The following is a 17789-nucleotide window of genomic DNA, read 5'->3' as shown; positions in this document are numbered from 1 at the left end:
AGTGGAGTTTCACGAACCTGTCTCCATCAAAATCCAGACGTGCAGGGCGTAGAACGGCGAATGATTATTGACTTCACGGCCTCGCCGCCAAAAAGCCACACAGGGTCTCGTCTGCCCGCCGGGCGGCCGGCGAGCAAGACTCATCCTTCTTCGATCAAGCAGCCACCTGGGCGCGCTCCTGCAGAGCAGCTTCAACGATAGCCACGTCTTCCTCGGCCGTTCCGCCGCTGACGCCGATACCAGCGTACACCTCGCCCTTCTCGGTCAACGGGACGCCGCCACCCATGGGGCAGAAGCGGCCGCCACCAACCGAAGGGAGCACGTAGAGCGATTGACCAGGCTGCACCAATGTCAGCAGATCAATCGTGCGCATCCGCACCAGGGCCGAGGTGTAGGCCTTCCGCTCCGATATCTCGAGTGAGAACAGCGGGGCGCCGTTCATGCGATGCTGGAGCACGAGGTTGCCATGGACGTCGACAATGCAGACGGCTACCGGAATCTTGGCTTTGATTGCTTCAGCCTCTACGCGCTCGGCCAGCTTCTTGGCTGTCATGAGCAGATCCATGAGAGTCATCCTTTCTGAACGTTTGGTGATTGCCTAGCGAGGCAGCTCGCCGAGGTGGAACCCCAGCCGATTTTCAACATCGCCGGGCGTTTGGAAGCCTTTGGCAGTCAGGGCTTTGATGCCACTCTGCGCGGCGGGCCGCCCGAGCGAGGCGATACAGGCCTCCCATCCGGCGCCGAGTTCGACATCCGGCGGCAAGCTGGTATTCACCAGCCGCTTGGTCTGGCCGATGGCCCACTTGTCGAAGCCGGAGATGCGGGTGGCGAGCGCTTCAACGTAGGCGTCGAGTTCAGCGTCGGGAAGCGCCCGGTTGATGTAGCCGTAGGCTTCCGCCTTGTCGGCGGAAATGTCCTCCGAGCTCAGCAGCACCTCCATGGCGCGATTTCGCCCGATAAGGTTAGGCAGCCGAGCCATCGGCCCGCCGCCAGCCACCATGCCCACGCCGACTTCCCACTGCGAGATGATCGTCTTCTCCTTGCTGGCGAAGCTCATGTCGCAGGAAAGCAGCAGCTCGCTGCCGTTGCCAGTCGCGCGCCCACGGATCAGCGCGATCGAAACCACAGGGGCACGCGTAAGGCGCACGAGGAAATCGGGCCAGGGCGGCAAGCCCGTCGGTCCGGGTGACATCGAGGTCATCTCTTCCAGAGGGGCCATGAAGTCTGAATGGTTCAGGAAGAAATCTTCGGCCGCGCTGTCGAAGACCACGACCCTGACGTCACCGTCAGCCTCGATGGCGTCGATCGTGGCCTGGAACTGCCGCACCATCTCCGGTCCCATGACATTGAGTGGCGGGTTGTTGAAGGTGACACGCCAGCAAGCGGCCGTGTATCGGACCAGGCGAATTTGTGAAGCGATTGTCTTGGCGTCCACTGAAACCTCCTTTGGCAAATAATTGCGAGACGCTTGTCAGTTACCGCTCAAGTTCGTGCACTTCGATTGGACCTACGTATCGGCGATACTATCGTCTCGACGATATCGTTCAGTGGGGAGTGATCTAGCCAAGCCCGAAGTGAAGAAGGCCGGCCCAGGCGCATTCGCCTTAGGTATCGGCGATACCTTGGCGCAATAGATCAGCAGGATCGCCTCTGCTCTGAGTGGATCGAGCACCACGCGACAATTCCGTCGATGGCGCGGACTTTGCGAAGGATCCGTTATGCAACTTGTCACGACCAGTACGCGCACTACACCCCGCCAGTTGCGATTGGCAGCCTTGCGCGGCGACGCGGTCGCAATGCTTGCACTGAGCATGGCGGCGCAGCGGATGCGCGCAACACCCTCGGCCCGCCGGGCTCCGGTGATTCCGACTGATGATGGGACCATGGACCTTGGTGGCCACGTGGGAAGCATATGTGCGGCTCTGTCGGAGCAGCTGCGAGTTCGGCTCAGCGTCAAGACGGACGAGATACGGCTAGACGCCGCTTGTTGCCGGCGGGTGGGACTGATCCTATCCGAGCTGGTCCGCAGCGCGGCGCGCCACAATCTCAAGGGCCGGCGAGGAGCTATCGCGGTTACTTTGAGTGGATGGGGCGGCAATGTGCGCTGCCTGGTCAGAAGCAGCCGCTCGACGGCGGCGGACTCCCAGGAGCGTCCTGAGCGGCGGCGGGTCCGAACCCTGGCTGAGGAACTCGGCGGATCGGTCGACTGGTGGTTCACCGAGTCCGGATCGTTCGCCGGCCTGCATTTCTCGATCGAGCGATCCAAGGATTTGCCGTCGCAACTGAACGCGGATTTAACGTGATGCGTGGGTCAGAGATGCTCGGCGCGCGTCGCGACGCAGAGCTCTGACCAACAGAGCGAGGATTGCCATTTCCACGATGCCCGGCGAGCCATTGTTCGCATCAGCCTGGCGAGGAGTTGCTCTTGGCCGTCCGACCGCAAGACATCGCGTGGAAGCGGTTCACTGCCTACCCGCCAGCCACGCCCGCATAGCGATCCTGGTAAGACCGACCCCGGCTCATATGCTGTACGGGTCAGTTGACCAGCGAACTCGCATCGTGGCCTCGCTGCTGGTCTTGTCCTTATGAAGGACAGCAGACGCCTGGTAGCCCAGCAATACAAAAGTATCGGCGATACCATCGTGTGATGGATTCGCCTTCGCCGACAGTTGATCTGTTAGCAGCATTCGAAAAAACCAATTTAGACAGGAGGACGTCATGACACGACGCGAACTACTTGCCGCCGCAGCCGCCGCCGGGGCTGCCAACATGCTTCCCGGAACATCCCAAGCGGCGGAAGGGTTGATCCGTCCCTTCACTGTCAACTTCCGAGACAGCGACCTCGACGATCTGCGCCGGCGGGTGATGGCGACCCGCTGGCCCGATAAGGAGACCGTTGCGGACGATACGCAGGGCGTGCAACTGGCGACGATTCAGAAACTAGCGCAGCACTGGGCGAAGGATTACGACTGGCGCAAGGTGGAGGCCCGCCTCAACGCGCTTCCGCAGTTCATTACGGAGATCGACGGGCTGGACATCCACTTCATTCACGTGCGTTCCAGGCACGAGAACGCGCTGCCGATCATCGTGACGCATGGCTGGCCTGGCTCGATCATAGAACAGCTGAAGATCATCGAGCCGCTTACCAATCCGACCGCGCATGGCCGAACCGAAGGCGATGCGTTTCACGTCGTGATCCCCTCGCTTCCAGGTTATGGCTTCTCGGGCAAGCCGACCGCACCGGGATGGACCCCCGTCCGCATCGCCAAGGCATGGGCAAGGCTGATGCAGCGCCTCGGTTACATGAAATACGTGGCGCAGGGCGGCGATTGGGGGAACGCCGTCTCTGAGCAGATGGCTCTGCAGGAGCCACCGGGATTGCTGGGCATCCACACCAACATGGCCGCAACGGTGCCCGCCGATATCTCCAAGGCACTGGCGGCAGGGGCTGCTGCGCCCTCCGACCTTTCGCCGGACGAGAAGCGTGCTTACGGCCAGCTCGACGACTTCAACAAAAACGGGCTGGGATATGCGATCGAGATGAACAACCGTCCGCAGACGCTGTACGGCATCGTGGATTCGCCTGTCGGGCTGGCCGCCTGGATGCTTGACCACGACATTCGCAGTTACAGGCTCATCACGCGCGTCTTTGATGGGAGCGCCGAAGGGCTGACGAAGGATGACATCGTCGACAATGTCACGCTGTACTGGTTGACCAATACGGCGATCTCGTCGGGCCGCCTCTATTGGGACAATGCACATTTCCCGACGGGGGGTTTCTTCGATCCGCGTGGCATCAAGATCCCAGTTGCCGTGAGCGCCTTCCCGGACGAGATCTATCAGGCGCCGCAAAGCTGGGCTGAAAAAGCCTATCCGAAGCTGATCCACTACAACCGGCTCGCCAAGGGCGGGCACTTCGCGGCCTGGGAACAGCCGTCGGTGTTTAGCGCAGAGCTCAGAGACGCCTTCCGCCCGCTGCGCCAGTCCATCTGAAGCCGAAGGGCAGCCATCAGGTCGTCCGCATTTCAAAACGGCGGTCGGACCGGCAGGTCGGTCCGCCGAGGCGGCGTAGGGCGGCAACATACTGCTTGTGACAAAACCAAGAGAAGGAGAACGACCATGTCATCCACGGTTGAAGCGCGGCAGGTCGAGACCACGTTGGAAACATCAGTCCGCACAGCGAGCGCGCCGCCCCTCGATATGAAGCTCGAAGTGATCGCTATCCCTGTCTCGGATGTCGATCGCGCCAAGAGCTTCTACGGCGGCTTAGACTGGAGGCTTGATGCCGACTTCGTGGTCGGCGACGTGTTCAGGGTCGTTCAGTTCACTCCGCCCGGCTCATCAGGCTCGATCCACTTCGGCAAGGGCATCACCTCGGCCGCTCCGGGCTCGGCGCATGGCCTCTTTCTCGTCGTCTCTAACATCGAGGCGGCGCGTGCCGACCTCATTGCTCACGGCGCCGAGGTCAGCGAGGTGTTCCATCGCGCCGGACCGGGCCAGCCCGCGATCAGCGGTCGCGATCCTGAAGGGCGCAGCTACGTCTCGTATGCTACATTCAGCGATCCTGACGACAACGGCTGGGTGCTGCAGGAAATCATTGCTCGGCTTCCTGGCCGGATCGACGGCAATTCGACAAGCTTCGCCTCTGAAGCGGATCTGGCTGCCGCGATGCGGCGCGCGTCGGTGGCCCACGGCGAGCACGAGCAGCGGAGCGGCGGCCGCCGTGATGAGAATTGGCCGGACTGGTACGCCGCCTACATGGCGGCGGAGCAGACCGGAAAGCCCCTGCCGCAATAGGCCAAGCCCTGGGGGGCATGGGTTGGACGCCCAGGCTCGTCCACACCGAGGAGGCACGCCTACGTCTCCGCGCGGTTCGCGGGATACCTCAAACATGAAGGGACATTCAGATGAAAACACTTCTCGCAGCCTTTGCGATCGCCAGCGCCTCGTTCGGCAATGCATATGCGCAGGCCGACAAACCCACGATCGTTCTGGTTCACGGTGCGTTCGCGGATTCGTCGAGTTGGAACGGCGTCGTCAAAATCCTCGAGAAGGATGGCTATCGCGTCGTAGCTGTCGCCAATCCGCTACGTGGGGTCAAAAACGACGCCGGCTACGTCGCCGACATCCTTGGCTCCATCAAATCGCCTGTCGTTCTCGTTGGGCATTCCTACGGCGGCTCCGTCATCAGCGAGGCGGCCGAAGGCCACGCCAACGTCAAGGCGCTGGTCTATGTCGCCGCCTTCGCGCCGGATACGGGCGAGACAGCCGCGCAACTCGCCGCCCAGTATCCCGGCAGCACGCTCGGTCCGGCCCTCTCGCCGCCAGTCAGCCTGTCAAGCGGAGGCAAGGATCTCTACATCCGGCAGGACAGGTTCCACGGGCAGTTCGCCGCCGACGTCCCCGAGGCCGAAACCAGGTTGATGGCCGCGGCGCAGAGGCCCATTGAAGAAGCGGCGCTGAACGAAATCCAAACTGAAGCGGCGTGGAAAGAGTTTCCAACCTGGTTCATCTACGGGGCCGGTGACAAGAACATACCGGCGGAAGCCTCAGCATTCATGGCTGCTCGGGCCCACTCACGGGATACCGTGGTCATCAAGGGCGCCTCGCATTTGGTGATGGTGTCGCACCCTGAAGCCGTGGCGCGGCTGATCGAGAAGGCCGCTAAGGAGACATCACGATGAAAGCCGTCGTGATGGGGCGTCGACTGGCGCGACATGCGACATTGATGGCGACCAGCGGCTCGGATCTTGATCAGGCATGCCAAGGAAATCGAGATTAGTCCTGCCACAGGAGAGGCATCACCATGGACAGTGTTTCCGACAGGATCGATGAGCGCCGTCGCCACATAATCGGCGCGGCGGCAATGACCCTCGCGATCGCCGAACTCGGTGTGACCACGGCCGCGAAGGCCGCACCCGGCGGAGCCGACAAGACGACCGCGTCAGCGATGCAGACAACACACAACTCGGTTGGCGCACCGAAGCAGATTGACGCCGGCGTCCTGAATGTCGGCTATGTCGAACTGGGACCAGCCGACGGCGCGCCTGTCATCCTGCTGCACGGCTGGCCCTACGATATCCATACTTACGTCGACGTCGCTCCGTTGCTGGCGTCCAAGGGATATCGCGTGATCGTACCTCACCTGCGTGGCTATGGCACGACGCGGTTTCAGTCAGGCGAAACGCCGCGCAATGGCCAGCAGGCGGCAATCGCATCCGACGTCATCGCCCTGATGGATGCGCTCGGCATCGGGAAGGCCACTATAGGCGGCTGCGACTGGGGTGCCCGCACGGCAAACATCATTGCCGCGCTGTGGCCGGAGCGCTGCAAGTCGATGGTCTCGGTCAGCGGCTACCTGATCGGCAACCAGCAGGCCGGCAAGTCGCCGCTGCCGCCCAAGGCTGAGCTTCAATGGTGGTACCAGTACTACTTCGCCACCGACCGTGGCCGGGCGGGGTACGAGAAATACACGCGCGATTTCGCAAGGCTGATCTGGCAGCTTGCCTCGCCGCAATGGAACTTTGACGACGCCACCTTCGAGCGCAGTGCGGCGTCCTTCGACAATCCGGATCATGTCGATATCGTGATGCACAATTACCGCTGGCGGCTCGAGCTGGCGGAAGGCGAGGCGCGATACGACGCGCTGGAACAGCGGCTCGCTGAGGCGCCCGTTATCTCCGTGCCGACAATCACGCTCGAAGGCGACGCCAATGGTGCGCCGCATCCGGAAGCCAGCGCCTATGCGAAGATGTTCTCCGGCAAGTACGAGCATCGGTTGATCGCGGGCGGCATCGGCCACAACCTTCCCCAGGAAGCGCCGCAAGCCTTCACGCAGGCCATCATCGACGTAAGCGGGATGTGATCCGATGGCGCATCCGATCATTTACCGCACGATTTTCGGTCGATGGTCTTCCGATCTTCGACTGCGAAGCAGGAGACCGCGATGCGCCGGTGATCCTGCTCCTCCACGGATTGCCGTCGTCGTCGCGCATGTATCAGCCGCTGCTTGCGCGACTCTCGGACCGTTATCATCTGGTCGAGCCGGACTATCCCGGGTTTGGTCATAGCGCTGCGCCTGTCCCCAACGCGTTTGGCCACACTTTCGACCACCTAGCTGAGGTCATTACCCGCTTCACCGAGGTTCTGGCACTCTCCCGTTACAGCCTGTTCATGCAGGATTACGGCGGTCCGGTGGGCTTCCGCATGGCGATGGCTCATCCCGACCGCCTGCAATCGCGGATCGTGCAGCATGCCCACGACACGGGCCTCGGCGCTGCCTGAGCTCCCCGCCTCGCTTTCTGGGCAACCGCGCAACTCATGAAGAGACGCTGCGCAAGAAGCTCCTGTCGTTGGGGGCGACGCGCCGCCGCCACCGCGGCAGCGATCTGGCCGTCGAGCGCTATGACCTTGATCTGTGGACCGATGAATTCGCGATTCTCAGCCGACCCGGCCAGGCAGATATTCAGACGGGCCCGATAACCTAAAAAATTATCAGCCAAGCGGTGAAACCGCCGACATGAGCGTTGAAGGCCGTCGGCCGCCAACCCGCTTAGCCCCTCCAGTGCTTCGCGGACGGAGATGTCATCATCCACCATATTGACTGTCGAAGTAGCATCCGGCATGGCCGTCCACCGCCGTTGCACCCGGCACGTTGACCTCCACGCGCCCATGCATTTTAAGCCTCCCTTTCCTTGCAGACACAAGACAGGCGAATCACTTCGATCGAAGCACGCCCTGCAGCGCCTCCATCAGGGCGGTATCGCTGAACGGTTTCAGCAGACAATCGACAGCGCCGCGCTCATGAAGTCGGAGCCGTACCGCCCCATCGCCATGCGCTGTGATGAAAACGATCGGAATCTGCAGCTGCCGCCGGCTCAGTTCGCGCTGGAGATCAAGCCCGGACATTCCCGGCATCGCGATATCGAGCACCAGACACTCAGCCTGCCTGAGCTTATCGGATGCTAGAAACTCTTCAGCCGACGAAAATCCGCCCGCCTCGTAGCCGAACTCGCGCAGCAGGTCCGGAACCGACTCGCGTACCGACTCGTCGTCATCGATCACAGCGATGAACCTCCGGCGTTGCGTCATGCGTTCACCTCCGCACCGTCGCCAGCGTCCCCGGACGGGATTGAGACAATAAACGTAGCGCCGGGACCGTCATTCCGCTCGGCCCAGAGCCGGCCCTGGTGGTTCTCGACAATCGACCGGCTGACTGAGAGACCGATCCCCATGCCGTGCCTCTTGGTCGTATAGAACGGATGGAAGAGCTTCTCGGCGATTGCGGCCTCGAAACCCACGCCTGCATCCTGGACGACGACGCGCACGGCGTCGCAACCGTCGCGCTCCGTCGCCACGACCAGCTCCTTGGACCGGTCGGCGATACCGTCCATGGCCTGCATGGCATTCAAAATCAGGTTCATGATCACCTGCTGAAGCTGGACACGGTCTCCCTCCACAGATGGGAGCGCCTCGGCCAGTTGCACGCGCAAGCTCACGTTGGCCTTCTTCAACTCAGTCAACGTCAGCGCTATAACCTCTTGCGTGGCCGTGTTCACATCCACCGCTTCGATGACCGGGTCCTTCTTGCTGAAGAGCGACCGCAGCCTGGCGATCACATCCGCAGCCCGGTTGCCGTCTCGTATAGTTCGTCGTGCGGTCTCTCGCGCACCTGTCACGTTGGGTGGATCGGCTGCCAGCATGCGCAAGCACGTGCTGGCATTGGTGATGATGCCGGCCAACGGCTGATTGAGTTCATGGGCGATCGAAGCGGTGAGATGGCCCATGGTCATTACCCGCGTCATATGCGCGAGCTCGGCCTGGGCATCACGAAGCTCGTCTTGGGCCTGTTTCCAGTCGTGCATGTCCGCGCAGGCACCATGCCATTTGAGGATGCGGCCGTCTGCGTCGCGCAGCGGCAGCGCACTGGTCAACAGCCATCGATAGGTCTGATCCGACGCCCGCAGCGTCCGCACCTCGACCCGATAGGGATCACCGGTTGCGATGCAGTGCAGCCAAGCCCTCACCGTTGGCTCGACGTCGTCCGGGTGCAGCATCTTCGCCCAGCCGGTACCCATCGCTTCTTCGGGGGTGAAGCCGGTGAACTCCAGCAGCCGCTTGTTGCAGTAGTCTATCGAGCCATCCGCCGTAGCACTCCAGAGCATCTGGGGAATGGTTTCTGTCAATTGTCGCAGATTGAGCTCGCTCGCCCGCATGGCCGCTTCGGCGCGCTTCAGGTCTTCGATGTCTGTATTAACACCGAACCAGCGTACGACGTTGCCTGCATCATCCAGCACCGGGCTGGCGCGAAACAGGAAGCACCGATATTCCCCATCACATCGGCGGATTCGCGCCTCGGACTCTCCGCCACGACGCTCCGACATCATGGCGCGCCAATCGGCGATCAAATGCTCCCGATCGTCCGGGTGAAGGGCCAGCATCCAGCCGACGCCCCGCGCCTGTTCAAGTGAAAGTCCGACATAGTCGAGATAATGCTGATTCAAGAAGTCTGCATGGCCATCGGGAAGAGCGGTCCATGCCAAACCGGGAATCCCGCTGATGATCTGATCGAGATTCCGTTCGCTTGCGGCCAGACGGGCCTCGGCCTGCTTCCGGTCGTGAATGTCGATCTGCAGTACGCACCAGCGCACGATGCGGCCTTCGGCGTCCCGCATCGGATAGCCGCGATGGTCATTCCAACGATACTCGCCGTCCGCGCGGCGGATGCGGGCCTCGTGCTCATAGGCCGCGCCGGCCTCAATCGCCCGCTGCCAGGCGGCCTGCGAGGCGACCAGATCATCCGGATGCACGATGTTCTCCCACTGGGAGACCTCCTCGAAGCTCTTGCCGAAATAATCGCCGACCAGATGATTGACCGCCTCCAGTTCGCCGTCGGAATTGAAGAAGCCGATCGGCGCAGCGATGCTGTCCAGCATCGATCGCAGCATCAATTCGCTGGCGCGCAGCGAATCCTCCGCCTGCTGCCGCTGCCGTTCGGTCTGCCGCCAAGCATCGACGTCGGTGTTGATGCCGTACCACCGCACGACCTTTCCGGATTCATCGCGCAGGGGGCTGACCCGCATCAGGAACCAGCGATAGGTGCCGTCGAAGCGCCGCAGTCGCGCCTCGGTCTCGCCGGTCCGGCCGGCGGCCATGACGACTTTCCAAGTCTCAAGCAGATCATCGACATCGTCGGGGTGTACGGCCTGCTTCCAGCTGTCGTCGAGCATGCGGTCGAGCGGCAGGCCGACATAATCCAGGAAATTGTCGTTGAAGAACTCGACATTCCCGCTCGTATCGGCGGTCCAGGCCATCGCCGGCATCGTGTTGATGGTCAGTTTGAGATTGCGCTCGCTGGCCGCGAGAGCTTCTTCGGCCGACTTGCTGTCATGAATATCCAGATGCAGCACGCACCACCGCAGGATGCTGCCATCGGAATCGCGAACCGGAAATCCATGGAGACGCATCCAGCGATAGGGTCCGTGGGCCCGGCGGGCACGGACCTCGACATCATAGGGCTCGCCGGTCTCGATCGATCGCTGCCATGCCGCTTTCACACGCGGCAAATCAGCGGCGAATATCATTTCGCCCGAGGTCCAGTCCATGATCTCTTCGACGGATTTGCGGTGGTATTCCTGGCCGAACCGGTTGACCGCCACCATTTCGCCGGTTGGCGCGCATAGCGTGACCGGTGCCCCAATGCCGTCGATGAAGGATTTCAGCAAGATTTCCCGGAGGTGCGGATTTTCGTTGTCACGGTGCCGCACGGAAAGCTGGCGCCGCAAATCCTCACTGATGGCGGAGAGCTCGGCCGTCCGCTCTGCGACGCGTCGTTCGATCTCCTCGGCAATGCGCGGGTCCGTCGGCCCGTCTGCTGTCAGCATCGAAAATCTCCTCGATCCCAGAATGCGCCACTCGATCTTTCGCGCGCATTATACCTTGGTATCGGTTTGCCGAAGTTTCCGGGATTTCAACACGCTACGGCCATTCCCTTGGGCCGTCCAGTGAGACTGAATGGTTGATGTGCTACGGGTGTTCGATCCCGAGGAACAGGCTGAAATCGTCAGAGCGCTTGACCAGCTCCGTAAAGCGACTATTCGCCGACGTGCGAGAGCGACCGGACGGCGACCATCACTGTAACGCTGCCGGCAAACCGCGGAAGGGTCATTCTGTTCCATGTCTACCCGCCTGAACTGGCCTCCCCGTGGCGAGCGCACAGCTCTGTGTAATGGCACTCGAAACCAGCGGGCGTGACCGTTGCCTGCCAATTGGACGCGACACTTCGCGCTGGAATGGGCCGTATGCCTATATCGGCTTTGCCAAAAATGACGTTGGAAATTAAGACATGCGTTTATGGCGAGCCCTCTGCGGCCAGCGGCCACAATATTCTGAACGCAATCGTCCACCGACACAGCTAAACGGCCGCTTTCACGAATGTGAGCCAAGATTGGCGACTGGAGAGCGGCGCAAAAGTTCCTGCTCTGGTCCAGGCGAAAGTCAGCTATGGGTCAGACCTTCGCATTCGGCAAATGCCGACCCCGACGCAGCCCTGAGATCGCAGAGAGCGGCAATCGGGCCTGCACCCAATTGGCAACAGGTCATTTCGAACGGCGAAACGCGATGCGACGCGCTGGAACAGCGGCTCGCGCAGGCGCCTGTGATCGCCGCGTCGACAATCACGCTCGAAGGCACGCCAACGGTGCGCCGCACCCGGAAGCCAGCGCCTACGCGCGGATGTTCTCGGGCAAATATGAGCACCGGCTGATCAGTGGCGGCATCGGTCACAACCTGCCTCAGGAAGCGCCGGAGGCCTTTGCTCGGGGCCATCACCGACGTGAGCGCAACGTGATCCGGGCCCGCCAATCAGCTACCGCATCATAGCGGTAGTTGGATTTCCGATCTCCTACCGCGAGGCGGGTGGGCGCGACCTCCATAGGGTGGCGGATTCGTCCCGCATGTACCAGCCGCTGCCCGGCGAAGGCCGGAGGACCGTCGGCCGACCGAGCGCATGCCAAAGCGTGCTGCCTCGCCTTCAACGCAATTCAATGCTCTGCCGCAATCTTCGAACTTGGCTTCTGGTAGGGATAGAAAAGCTCCCTTTGGCCCATTTGCCACGCCGACCTGAGTTCGGGTTTCGAAATATCCCAATCCATCCGAGATTTCATAGTCACCGCGCGCATGTCCTGGCGGAGCTCTTCCAATGTGGGTCGACCGAAGAACCAGTAGCCATTGTAGATCTTGTAGACGACCAGGCCAGGCTCCAAGACGACCACGTGAGGAATCATAGGATTGTGCAGGGGGTCCGTGTACTCCGCGATATCAAGGTCCTTTTGGATGATGCGCCGCGGGTCGGAAAGAAAAGGCCAATGGGCGCCAGCCCCCAATCGATACTCGTTCGTTTCCAGAAGATTGTCCGTCGTGATGGTCACGAGCCTGCAATATCCGACTTCCATTTCACCATAGAGCCGTACGAGCCCTTCGGTCTGCCGACGGTCCCGAGGACAAAACCCGCCTCTGCCGAGAACCACCACCATTGGGTCTTCTCCCTGCAGATCGGAAAGCTTTCGCCGTACGGCCGTGTGATCCGGCAACTCGTAATCCGGGAAATTGGACCCTGGAACAATGTCTGAGCGCATTTCGAAAACCTTCACTAACATGAGACCCAGGGCCAACAAGAGCGGAAGAACAATCAAAATCCATTATTCCAAGGTATCGGCGACACCATGGAACAATGAGTACCCCGGTGCGGGTTCCGACCGCTACGGCTGGAGACACCGTCGCAACCCGATGTCCCTCATCAAACCGACACCAACGCATAATGGACCTTGGTATTGGCCGCGTGCATGGTGGGACGGGGCGGAGCTGCGTCCCGTGAGGCAAACATGCATAAGAAGACGCCAGCCATTCCCTTCGCGGGATCCGAACTTGGCGAAATGCGGCACGCCTGCGCATTCTTTAACGGCGACGACGAGGCGTCTCGGGTGTTGCTTCCCTTCATGAAGGATGGCTTCGAGCGCGGTGACAAAGTCATCCACGTCGTCAATCCGGGCGAGCGCTGCAAGCATTTGCATCGCCTGGCAGCGGCGGGCGTTGATACAACGGCGGCGGAACAAAGCGGCCAGCTTGAATTTCGCACCAATACCGAAGCCTACCTTCGGGACGGTCGTTTCGATCAGGATCGAATGTTGGAGATCTTCGAACAGCTGGCGAGCGGCAACGTCAGAGGCGATTTTCCACTTAGCCGCATTGTCTGCCATATGGACTGGGCTTGTGAGGTCAGATCGCACATTGACGATCTGGTAGAGTTCGAAGCGCGGGTGAACGAGGTATGGTCGCGTCACGAGGACGCGGTCATCTGTGTGTACGATCTTGCGAAGTTCGGCGGCGACGCGGTCGTCGATATCATGCGGACGCATCCCATGATCGTCATAGGCGGCATACTGCAGCACAATCCATTCTTTGTACCGCCGGAAAATTTCCTTCAGGAACTGCGCCAACGCAGAGCCGGACAGCTGCTTCAGCCAGAAATGGACCTTTAGCATGGAGCCGCCGGTGGAGACCTCCTGGGAGGAAAATCAACGGCTCAAGCGCTCGATGAACGACTTGGTAAGCCTGCTAGCTCTCCCAGCGATCTGGGTAGGCGAGGATCCTGTTCACATCGCAAGCACATTGCTTGACGTGCTAAGCGCCATGTTGCCCGTTGATTTCGTTTATGCACGGCTGTTCGACACAGATGGCGCATGCCCGAATGAAATCGTTCGGGTCGGCCAGGCCTGTGCATTGGGGATGAGCGAGATAGGCAAAGCCCTCGATCATCTGCTTGGAGAGACGGAATCGAATTGGCCGTCCAGCGCCAGAATGGATGTCGGAGTGGGTGGTGTTTTTCTGGCGGTGGCGCGACTGGGGCTTGAGGGGGAAGCTGGAGTCCTGGTTGTGGGTTCAGCCAAGGCCGATTTTCCCAGCCAGTCCGATCAACTGCTTTTGAGTGTTGCTGCCAACCAGGCGAGCATTGCGCTCCAGGGGGCACGGCAGGCAAGAGATCAGAACCGCCTCGCCAAAGAGCTCGACCAGCGGGTTACAGAGCGAACGAGCGAACTCGTCGCCGCGAATAGAACTCTGATGCTGGAAATTGAAGAACGCCGGCGGACAGAAGAAGCCCTGCGAGAAAGCAAGGAAGCTCTTGCGACGAGCCGGCACGATCTCCAGCTGATTGTCGACACCATTCCGGCCTTCGCTTGGTTGACCCGCCCCGATGGCTATGTCGAGTTTTTCAGCCAGCATTACCTTGACTACGCCGGTCTGTCTGCCGAGCAGTCACAGGGCTGGGGCTGGACCGCCATAATGCATCCCGATGACCTGGATGAACTGACCGCCAAATGGCAGGCGTTGATGATCGCGGGTGTACCAGGCGAAGCCGAAGCACGAGTGCGTCGATCTGACGGAACCTATCGCTGGTTTCTGATCCGCGCCAACCCGTCGAGAGACGAATACGGCAACATTATCAAGTGGTACGGTGCCAATACCGACATCGACGAACGCAAGCGCGCTGAGGAGAAGGTCATCGATGCTGAGCGCGAGCTTCAAAGGATGATCGACGGTATCCCGGCGCTGGTTGGAGCTTTCCGCGCCGATGGCTCACAAATTTCCAGCAACAAGCGAGGACGCGATTTCACCGGGCTTTCTTCCGAAGACATCGCAAATGGTGGTTGGAGAAATAGAATCCATCCAGAGGACGTCGAAGCTGAAGAGAACAAATGGCTCGAATGTATCGCGACCGGAGAACCGCTCGAGCTAGAGTACCGAGTGCAGGCGGCCGACGGTACGTATCGCTGGCACATGGCGCGTCGCATACCGATCCGGGACGACGCCGGCAAAGTGATGCGCTGGTATGGTGTGAGCCACGATATTGATGGTCGCAAACAGGCAGAAGCCTTTCTGGCGGGTGAAAAGCGACTGCTCGAGATGATCGCGTCGGGCAGTTCACTGCGTGATGTTCTAAGCGCCTTGTGCACATTCGTCGAAGAGGCTGCCCCTGACTGCTTCTGTGATGTTCACATGTTCGATCAGGATAGCCTGACAATTGCCTACGCCGTGGCTCCTTCCCTGCCTTCAGCCTACAGCGATCCGATCGCGGGTACGCCTCTGAGCGGTAATTTGCTGCCATGCGGCATAGCGGCCGTTGAGAAAGTACAGGTCGTCACGGAGGACATTGAGCGGGATCCTCGCTGGTATAACTCGCCAGTCAGGTCCCATGTGCTGCGACACGGATATAGGTCGGTCTGGAGCACCCCGGTCTGTTCCAAGGAAGGGCGAGTGCTGGCCACCTTCTGCATCATTCAGCGAAAGCCCTCGTCGCCATCACCACACCAGCAAGATCTTATTGCGCATGCCACGCAGATAGCCAGCATCGCCATCGAGCGCTCGCTGACCGAGGCCGCACTCAGGCGGACCGAAACGTTGCTTTCCGAAGCTCAGCGTCTGAGTTCGACCGGAGCGTTTTCATGGCGTGTGGATACGGATGAAATCGCGTTTTCCGAGGAGCTCTATCGCATTTTCGAGTTTGACCCTGCGCATCCAGTGACGATGAACCAAATTCTCAACCGAATCCATCCGGACGACATTCCATCGCTATCAACGCAAATGGCACGGGTTCGCGCCGGTGAGGGTAATCTGGGCTATGAGATCCGAATACGAATGCCGGACCACAGCGTTAAATTCCTGCGCACCTTCGGCCGCGTCGTGCGTCGCCAGGACGATCGGCTGGAGTGCCTCGCCGCGGTTCAAGACGTGACAGAGTACAGACGCGCAGAGGAGGCGCTTGGGAAGGCCCGGACTGAACTTGCACACGTATCGAAGGTTTCAAGCCTTGGAACCTTGACGGCCTCAATCGCGCACGAAGTCAATCAGCCGCTATCCGGCATTGTCACTAACGCTAGCACGTGCCTGCGCATGCTGGCCGCCAATCCGCCGAATATCGACGGCGCGCTCGAGACGGCGCGTCGTACGATACGCGACGGCAACCTGGCGGCGGATGTAATCGCTCGGCTGCGCGCGCTTTTTAGCAAGAGGGCTCCGATAATAGAGGCTGTGGATCTGAATGAGGCCGTGCGCGAGGTGCTGGCACTGTCGTCAGGAGACATTCGTGACAGTCGCGTGGTTCTGCAATCCCAACTGGCCGAAGGGCTACCGCATGTCGCGGGGGATCGAGTCCAGCTCCAGCAGGTGATCATGAACTTGTTGCGCAACGCCGCCGACGCCATGAGCGAGATCGAAGATCGTCCCAGGCAGGTCATGATCAGGACCGAGCCGGAGGTGAACGGTCATGTGCGGCTGTCGGTACAGGACACGGGCACTGGATTCGGTCCAGACGGCTCCCACCGTCTCTTCGAAGCTTTCTACACCACCAAGAGTGACGGCATGGGAATAGGATTGTCCATCAGTCGATCCATTATCGACAGTCACTCTGGGCGCCTGTGGTCAGCCGCAAATGATGGGCCAGGGGTTACGTTTTCTTTTTCCGTGCCCGAGTTTTCCGAGGCCCTGCTGATGCAAGATATGGATGTGGCCCATAATGATAAAAAATCAGTGGGGGTTAGATGAAGACTGCGCATGTAGTAATTTCTGTTGTCGACGATGACCGGTCCGTGCGCGAATCTTTGCCAGACTTGCTCAAGGAATTCGGTTTCAGCGTGAAGACGTTCTCTTCAGCAAATGAGTTTCTCATATCGGATAGCGTTGATGAGACCAGGTGCCTGATTCTTGACCTAGCGATGCCCGAAATGACGGGGCCTGAACTGCAACTTGAGCTGGCGCGTCGCGGACAGCTAATCCCGATTGTGTACATAACAGCGTGGAAGGATAGCACGGTCCGGCCGCGTCTGATGGAGCAGGGTGCGGTTGAGTGTCTGTTCAAGCCTTTCAGTGACCGAGCCCTTCAGGTGGCGCTTAGCTCGGCACTACGTGCACCTTGAACGCGGTGGTTGTTAACGATGTGCGAGAAGGATACTCTGCGATGCATCCGAATTTGGCGACTGAACTGGGCGTTGGGGCAAGGTCGGCATCCATGTCACAAGGAACGCCTGTCGTGTTCGTCGTTGACGACGACATCTCGGTACGTGAATCCCTTGAGTCACTGATCGGCTCCGCAGGCTGGCGGCCGGAGACGTTCGCCTCGGCGGAGCAATTTCTCAACTGCCCCCCCGCGCTGGTTCCAAACTGTTTGATTCTTGACATCAATCTCCCCAATCTCAGCGGGCTTGACTTGCAAAAGCTTTTGTCTGTCGGTCGCACCGACATGCCGATCATCTTTGTCACAGGCTATGCCGACGTGCCAATGAGCGTTAAGGCAATGAAGGCCGGTGCGGTGGAATTTCTAACAAAGCCATTTAGTGACGAAGAGCTCCTCGCGGCGGTTGGGTCAGCGCTGGAATGGAGCAAGACCTCACTCGCTCTTGGTTCGGAATTGCACGAGCTCAGGGATCGGCACGCGTCGCTCAGCCGTCGCGAACAGGAGGTTATGGCACTGGTCGTCTCCGGTCTGTTGAACAAGCAGGTCGGGTTTGAGTTGGGCATCAGCGAAATAACCGTGAAAGCACACCGCGGTCAGGCCATGCGTAAGATGAGAGCTCGCTCGCTCGCGGACCTGGTGAACATGGCTGCGCGGCTCAGCGGTGCTCAATAGCCAAACTGTCTGCGCCAGATCACGCTTCACATGGGGCAACATGGGAGGATTGCCGCATGGGGAAGTGTTCAAATGCCACGCGGATCAGTTGCCCCCGTTTACCCAGCTG

At 60.4% G+C, this 17789-nt stretch carries 15 protein-coding genes and 1 pseudogene; 11 read left to right on the top strand and 5 right to left on the bottom strand.

Annotation, left to right across the window (positions count from 1 at the left end; translation table 11 throughout):
* Positions 1-154: 154 nt before the first annotated feature.
* Positions 155-565, bottom strand: coding sequence for a GlcG/HbpS family heme-binding protein (locus LB565_RS05255; RefSeq protein WP_140502839.1), 411 nt, complete (start codon positions 563-565; stop codon positions 155-157).
* 33 nt (positions 566-598) lie between these two features.
* Positions 599-1435 carry an enoyl-CoA hydratase/isomerase family protein gene (locus LB565_RS05250; protein ID WP_224582104.1) on the bottom strand — a complete coding sequence of 279 codons (837 nt, stop codon included), beginning with the start codon at positions 1433-1435 and terminating at the stop codon, positions 599-601.
* A gap of 283 nt (positions 1436-1718) precedes the next feature.
* Here LB565_RS05250 and LB565_RS05245 point away from each other — a divergent pair, with 283 nt between their 5' ends.
* The 6 genes from LB565_RS05245 (at position 1719) to LB565_RS05220 (ending at position 7284) form a co-directional block, all read left to right on the top strand.
* Positions 1719-2303 carry a hypothetical protein gene (locus tag LB565_RS05245; protein WP_224582103.1) on the top strand — a complete coding sequence of 195 codons (585 nt, stop codon included), beginning with the start codon at positions 1719-1721 and terminating at the stop codon, positions 2301-2303.
* 415 nt (positions 2304-2718) lie between these two features.
* Complete coding sequence (locus LB565_RS05240) at positions 2719-3993, top strand: epoxide hydrolase family protein (protein ID WP_224582102.1); 1275 nt, start codon at positions 2719-2721, stop codon at positions 3991-3993.
* Positions 3994-4200: 207 nt separating this feature from the next.
* On the top strand, positions 4201-4797 hold the full coding sequence (locus tag LB565_RS05235; RefSeq protein WP_224582279.1) for a VOC family protein: 597 nt from the start codon (positions 4201-4203) through the stop codon (positions 4795-4797).
* A 110-nt stretch (positions 4798-4907) separates the two neighbouring features.
* Entirely contained in the window at positions 4908-5684 is a 777-nt protein-coding gene (locus tag LB565_RS05230; protein ID WP_224582101.1) for an alpha/beta fold hydrolase, read from the top strand.
* A gap of 182 nt (positions 5685-5866) precedes the next feature.
* Positions 5867-6865 carry an alpha/beta fold hydrolase gene (locus LB565_RS05225; RefSeq protein WP_411962590.1) on the top strand — a complete coding sequence of 333 codons (999 nt, stop codon included), beginning with the start codon at positions 5867-5869 and terminating at the stop codon, positions 6863-6865.
* 89 nt (positions 6866-6954) lie between these two features.
* Positions 6955-7284: an alpha/beta fold hydrolase gene (locus LB565_RS05220; RefSeq protein ID WP_224627062.1), complete on the top strand. Its 330-nt coding sequence runs from the start codon at positions 6955-6957 to the stop codon at positions 7282-7284.
* A gap of 432 nt (positions 7285-7716) precedes the next feature.
* On the opposite strand, the gene LB565_RS05215 is transcribed toward LB565_RS05220, so the two are convergent.
* Both LB565_RS05215 and LB565_RS05210 read right to left on the bottom strand, forming a co-directional pair.
* Positions 7717-8091 carry a response regulator gene (locus LB565_RS05215; RefSeq protein WP_140502853.1) on the bottom strand — a complete coding sequence of 125 codons (375 nt, stop codon included), beginning with the start codon at positions 8089-8091 and terminating at the stop codon, positions 7717-7719.
* Positions 8088-10883 carry a PAS domain-containing protein gene (locus LB565_RS05210; protein ID WP_224582098.1) on the bottom strand — a complete coding sequence of 932 codons (2796 nt, stop codon included), beginning with the start codon at positions 10881-10883 and terminating at the stop codon, positions 8088-8090. The genes LB565_RS05215 and LB565_RS05210 overlap by 4 nt, the downstream gene beginning before the upstream one ends.
* A 725-nt stretch (positions 10884-11608) precedes the next feature.
* Between LB565_RS05210 and LB565_RS05205 the strand changes: the two are divergent.
* Positions 11609-11880: pseudogene (locus LB565_RS05205) on the top strand (hypothetical protein); the annotation flags it as partial.
* 161 nt (positions 11881-12041) lie between these two features.
* Here the strand turns inward: LB565_RS05205 and LB565_RS05200 are convergent.
* Complete coding sequence (locus tag LB565_RS05200; protein ID WP_224582097.1) at positions 12042-12635, bottom strand: redoxin domain-containing protein; 594 nt, start codon at positions 12633-12635, stop codon at positions 12042-12044.
* 246 nt (positions 12636-12881) lie between these two features.
* On the opposite strand from LB565_RS05200, the gene LB565_RS05195 reads away from it, so the two are divergent.
* From LB565_RS05195 to LB565_RS05180, 4 genes are all read left to right on the top strand, one after another.
* A complete protein-coding gene (locus LB565_RS05195; protein WP_224530498.1) occupies positions 12882-13538 on the top strand; it encodes an MEDS domain-containing protein in 657 nt (218 codons plus the stop codon).
* 1 nt (position 13539) lies between these two features.
* Positions 13540-16599, top strand: a complete 3060-nt coding sequence (locus LB565_RS05190; protein ID WP_224582096.1) for a PAS domain-containing protein — start codon at positions 13540-13542, stop codon at positions 16597-16599.
* Positions 16596-16970, top strand: coding sequence for a response regulator (locus LB565_RS05185; RefSeq protein ID WP_224582095.1), 375 nt, complete (start codon positions 16596-16598; stop codon positions 16968-16970). Before LB565_RS05190 ends, LB565_RS05185 begins: the two co-directional genes overlap by 4 nt.
* A 92-nt stretch (positions 16971-17062) precedes the next feature.
* The gene (locus LB565_RS05180; protein ID WP_224582278.1) at positions 17063-17680 is read left to right on the top strand and encodes a response regulator transcription factor; all 618 of its coding nucleotides are present in this window, start codon (positions 17063-17065) and stop codon (positions 17678-17680) included.
* Positions 17681-17789: the final 109 nt, after the last annotated feature.

It is taken from the genome of Mesorhizobium sp. CA14 (genome assembly GCF_020165195.1).
GTDB lineage: Bacteria > Pseudomonadota > Alphaproteobacteria > Rhizobiales > Rhizobiaceae > Mesorhizobium.
Note: the sequence above shows the minus strand (reverse complement) of the source record. Positions and strands in the feature narration are given on the sequence as shown.

What these genes read in the sequence shown, in the direction of transcription:
- LB565_RS05255 (WP_140502839.1), bottom strand. Translation starts at nt 565, where the DNA reads ATGGATCTGCTCATGACAGCCAAGAAGCTGGCCGAGCGCGTAGAGGCT.
- LB565_RS05245 (WP_224582103.1), top strand. Translation starts at nt 1,719, where the DNA reads ATGCAACTTGTCACGACCAGTACGCGCACTACACCCCGCCAGTTGCGA.
- LB565_RS05240 (WP_224582102.1), top strand. Translation starts at nt 2,719, where the DNA reads ATGACACGACGCGAACTACTTGCCGCCGCAGCCGCCGCCGGGGCTGCC.
- LB565_RS05235 (WP_224582279.1), top strand. Translation starts at nt 4,201, where the DNA reads ATGAAGCTCGAAGTGATCGCTATCCCTGTCTCGGATGTCGATCGCGCC.
- LB565_RS05230 (WP_224582101.1), top strand. Translation starts at nt 4,908, where the DNA reads ATGAAAACACTTCTCGCAGCCTTTGCGATCGCCAGCGCCTCGTTCGGC.
- LB565_RS05225 (WP_411962590.1), top strand. Translation starts at nt 5,867, where the DNA reads ATGACCCTCGCGATCGCCGAACTCGGTGTGACCACGGCCGCGAAGGCC.
- LB565_RS05215 (WP_140502853.1), bottom strand. Translation starts at nt 8,091, where the DNA reads ATGACGCAACGCCGGAGGTTCATCGCTGTGATCGATGACGACGAGTCG.
- LB565_RS05210 (WP_224582098.1), bottom strand. Translation starts at nt 10,883, where the DNA reads ATGCTGACAGCAGACGGGCCGACGGACCCGCGCATTGCCGAGGAGATC.
- LB565_RS05200 (WP_224582097.1), bottom strand. Translation starts at nt 12,635, where the DNA reads ATGCGCTCAGACATTGTTCCAGGGTCCAATTTCCCGGATTACGAGTTG.
- LB565_RS05195 (WP_224530498.1), top strand. Translation starts at nt 12,882, where the DNA reads ATGCATAAGAAGACGCCAGCCATTCCCTTCGCGGGATCCGAACTTGGC.
- LB565_RS05190 (WP_224582096.1), top strand. Translation starts at nt 13,540, where the DNA reads ATGGAGCCGCCGGTGGAGACCTCCTGGGAGGAAAATCAACGGCTCAAG.
- LB565_RS05185 (WP_224582095.1), top strand. Translation starts at nt 16,596, where the DNA reads ATGAAGACTGCGCATGTAGTAATTTCTGTTGTCGACGATGACCGGTCC.
- LB565_RS05180 (WP_224582278.1), top strand. Translation starts at nt 17,063, where the DNA reads ATGTCACAAGGAACGCCTGTCGTGTTCGTCGTTGACGACGACATCTCG.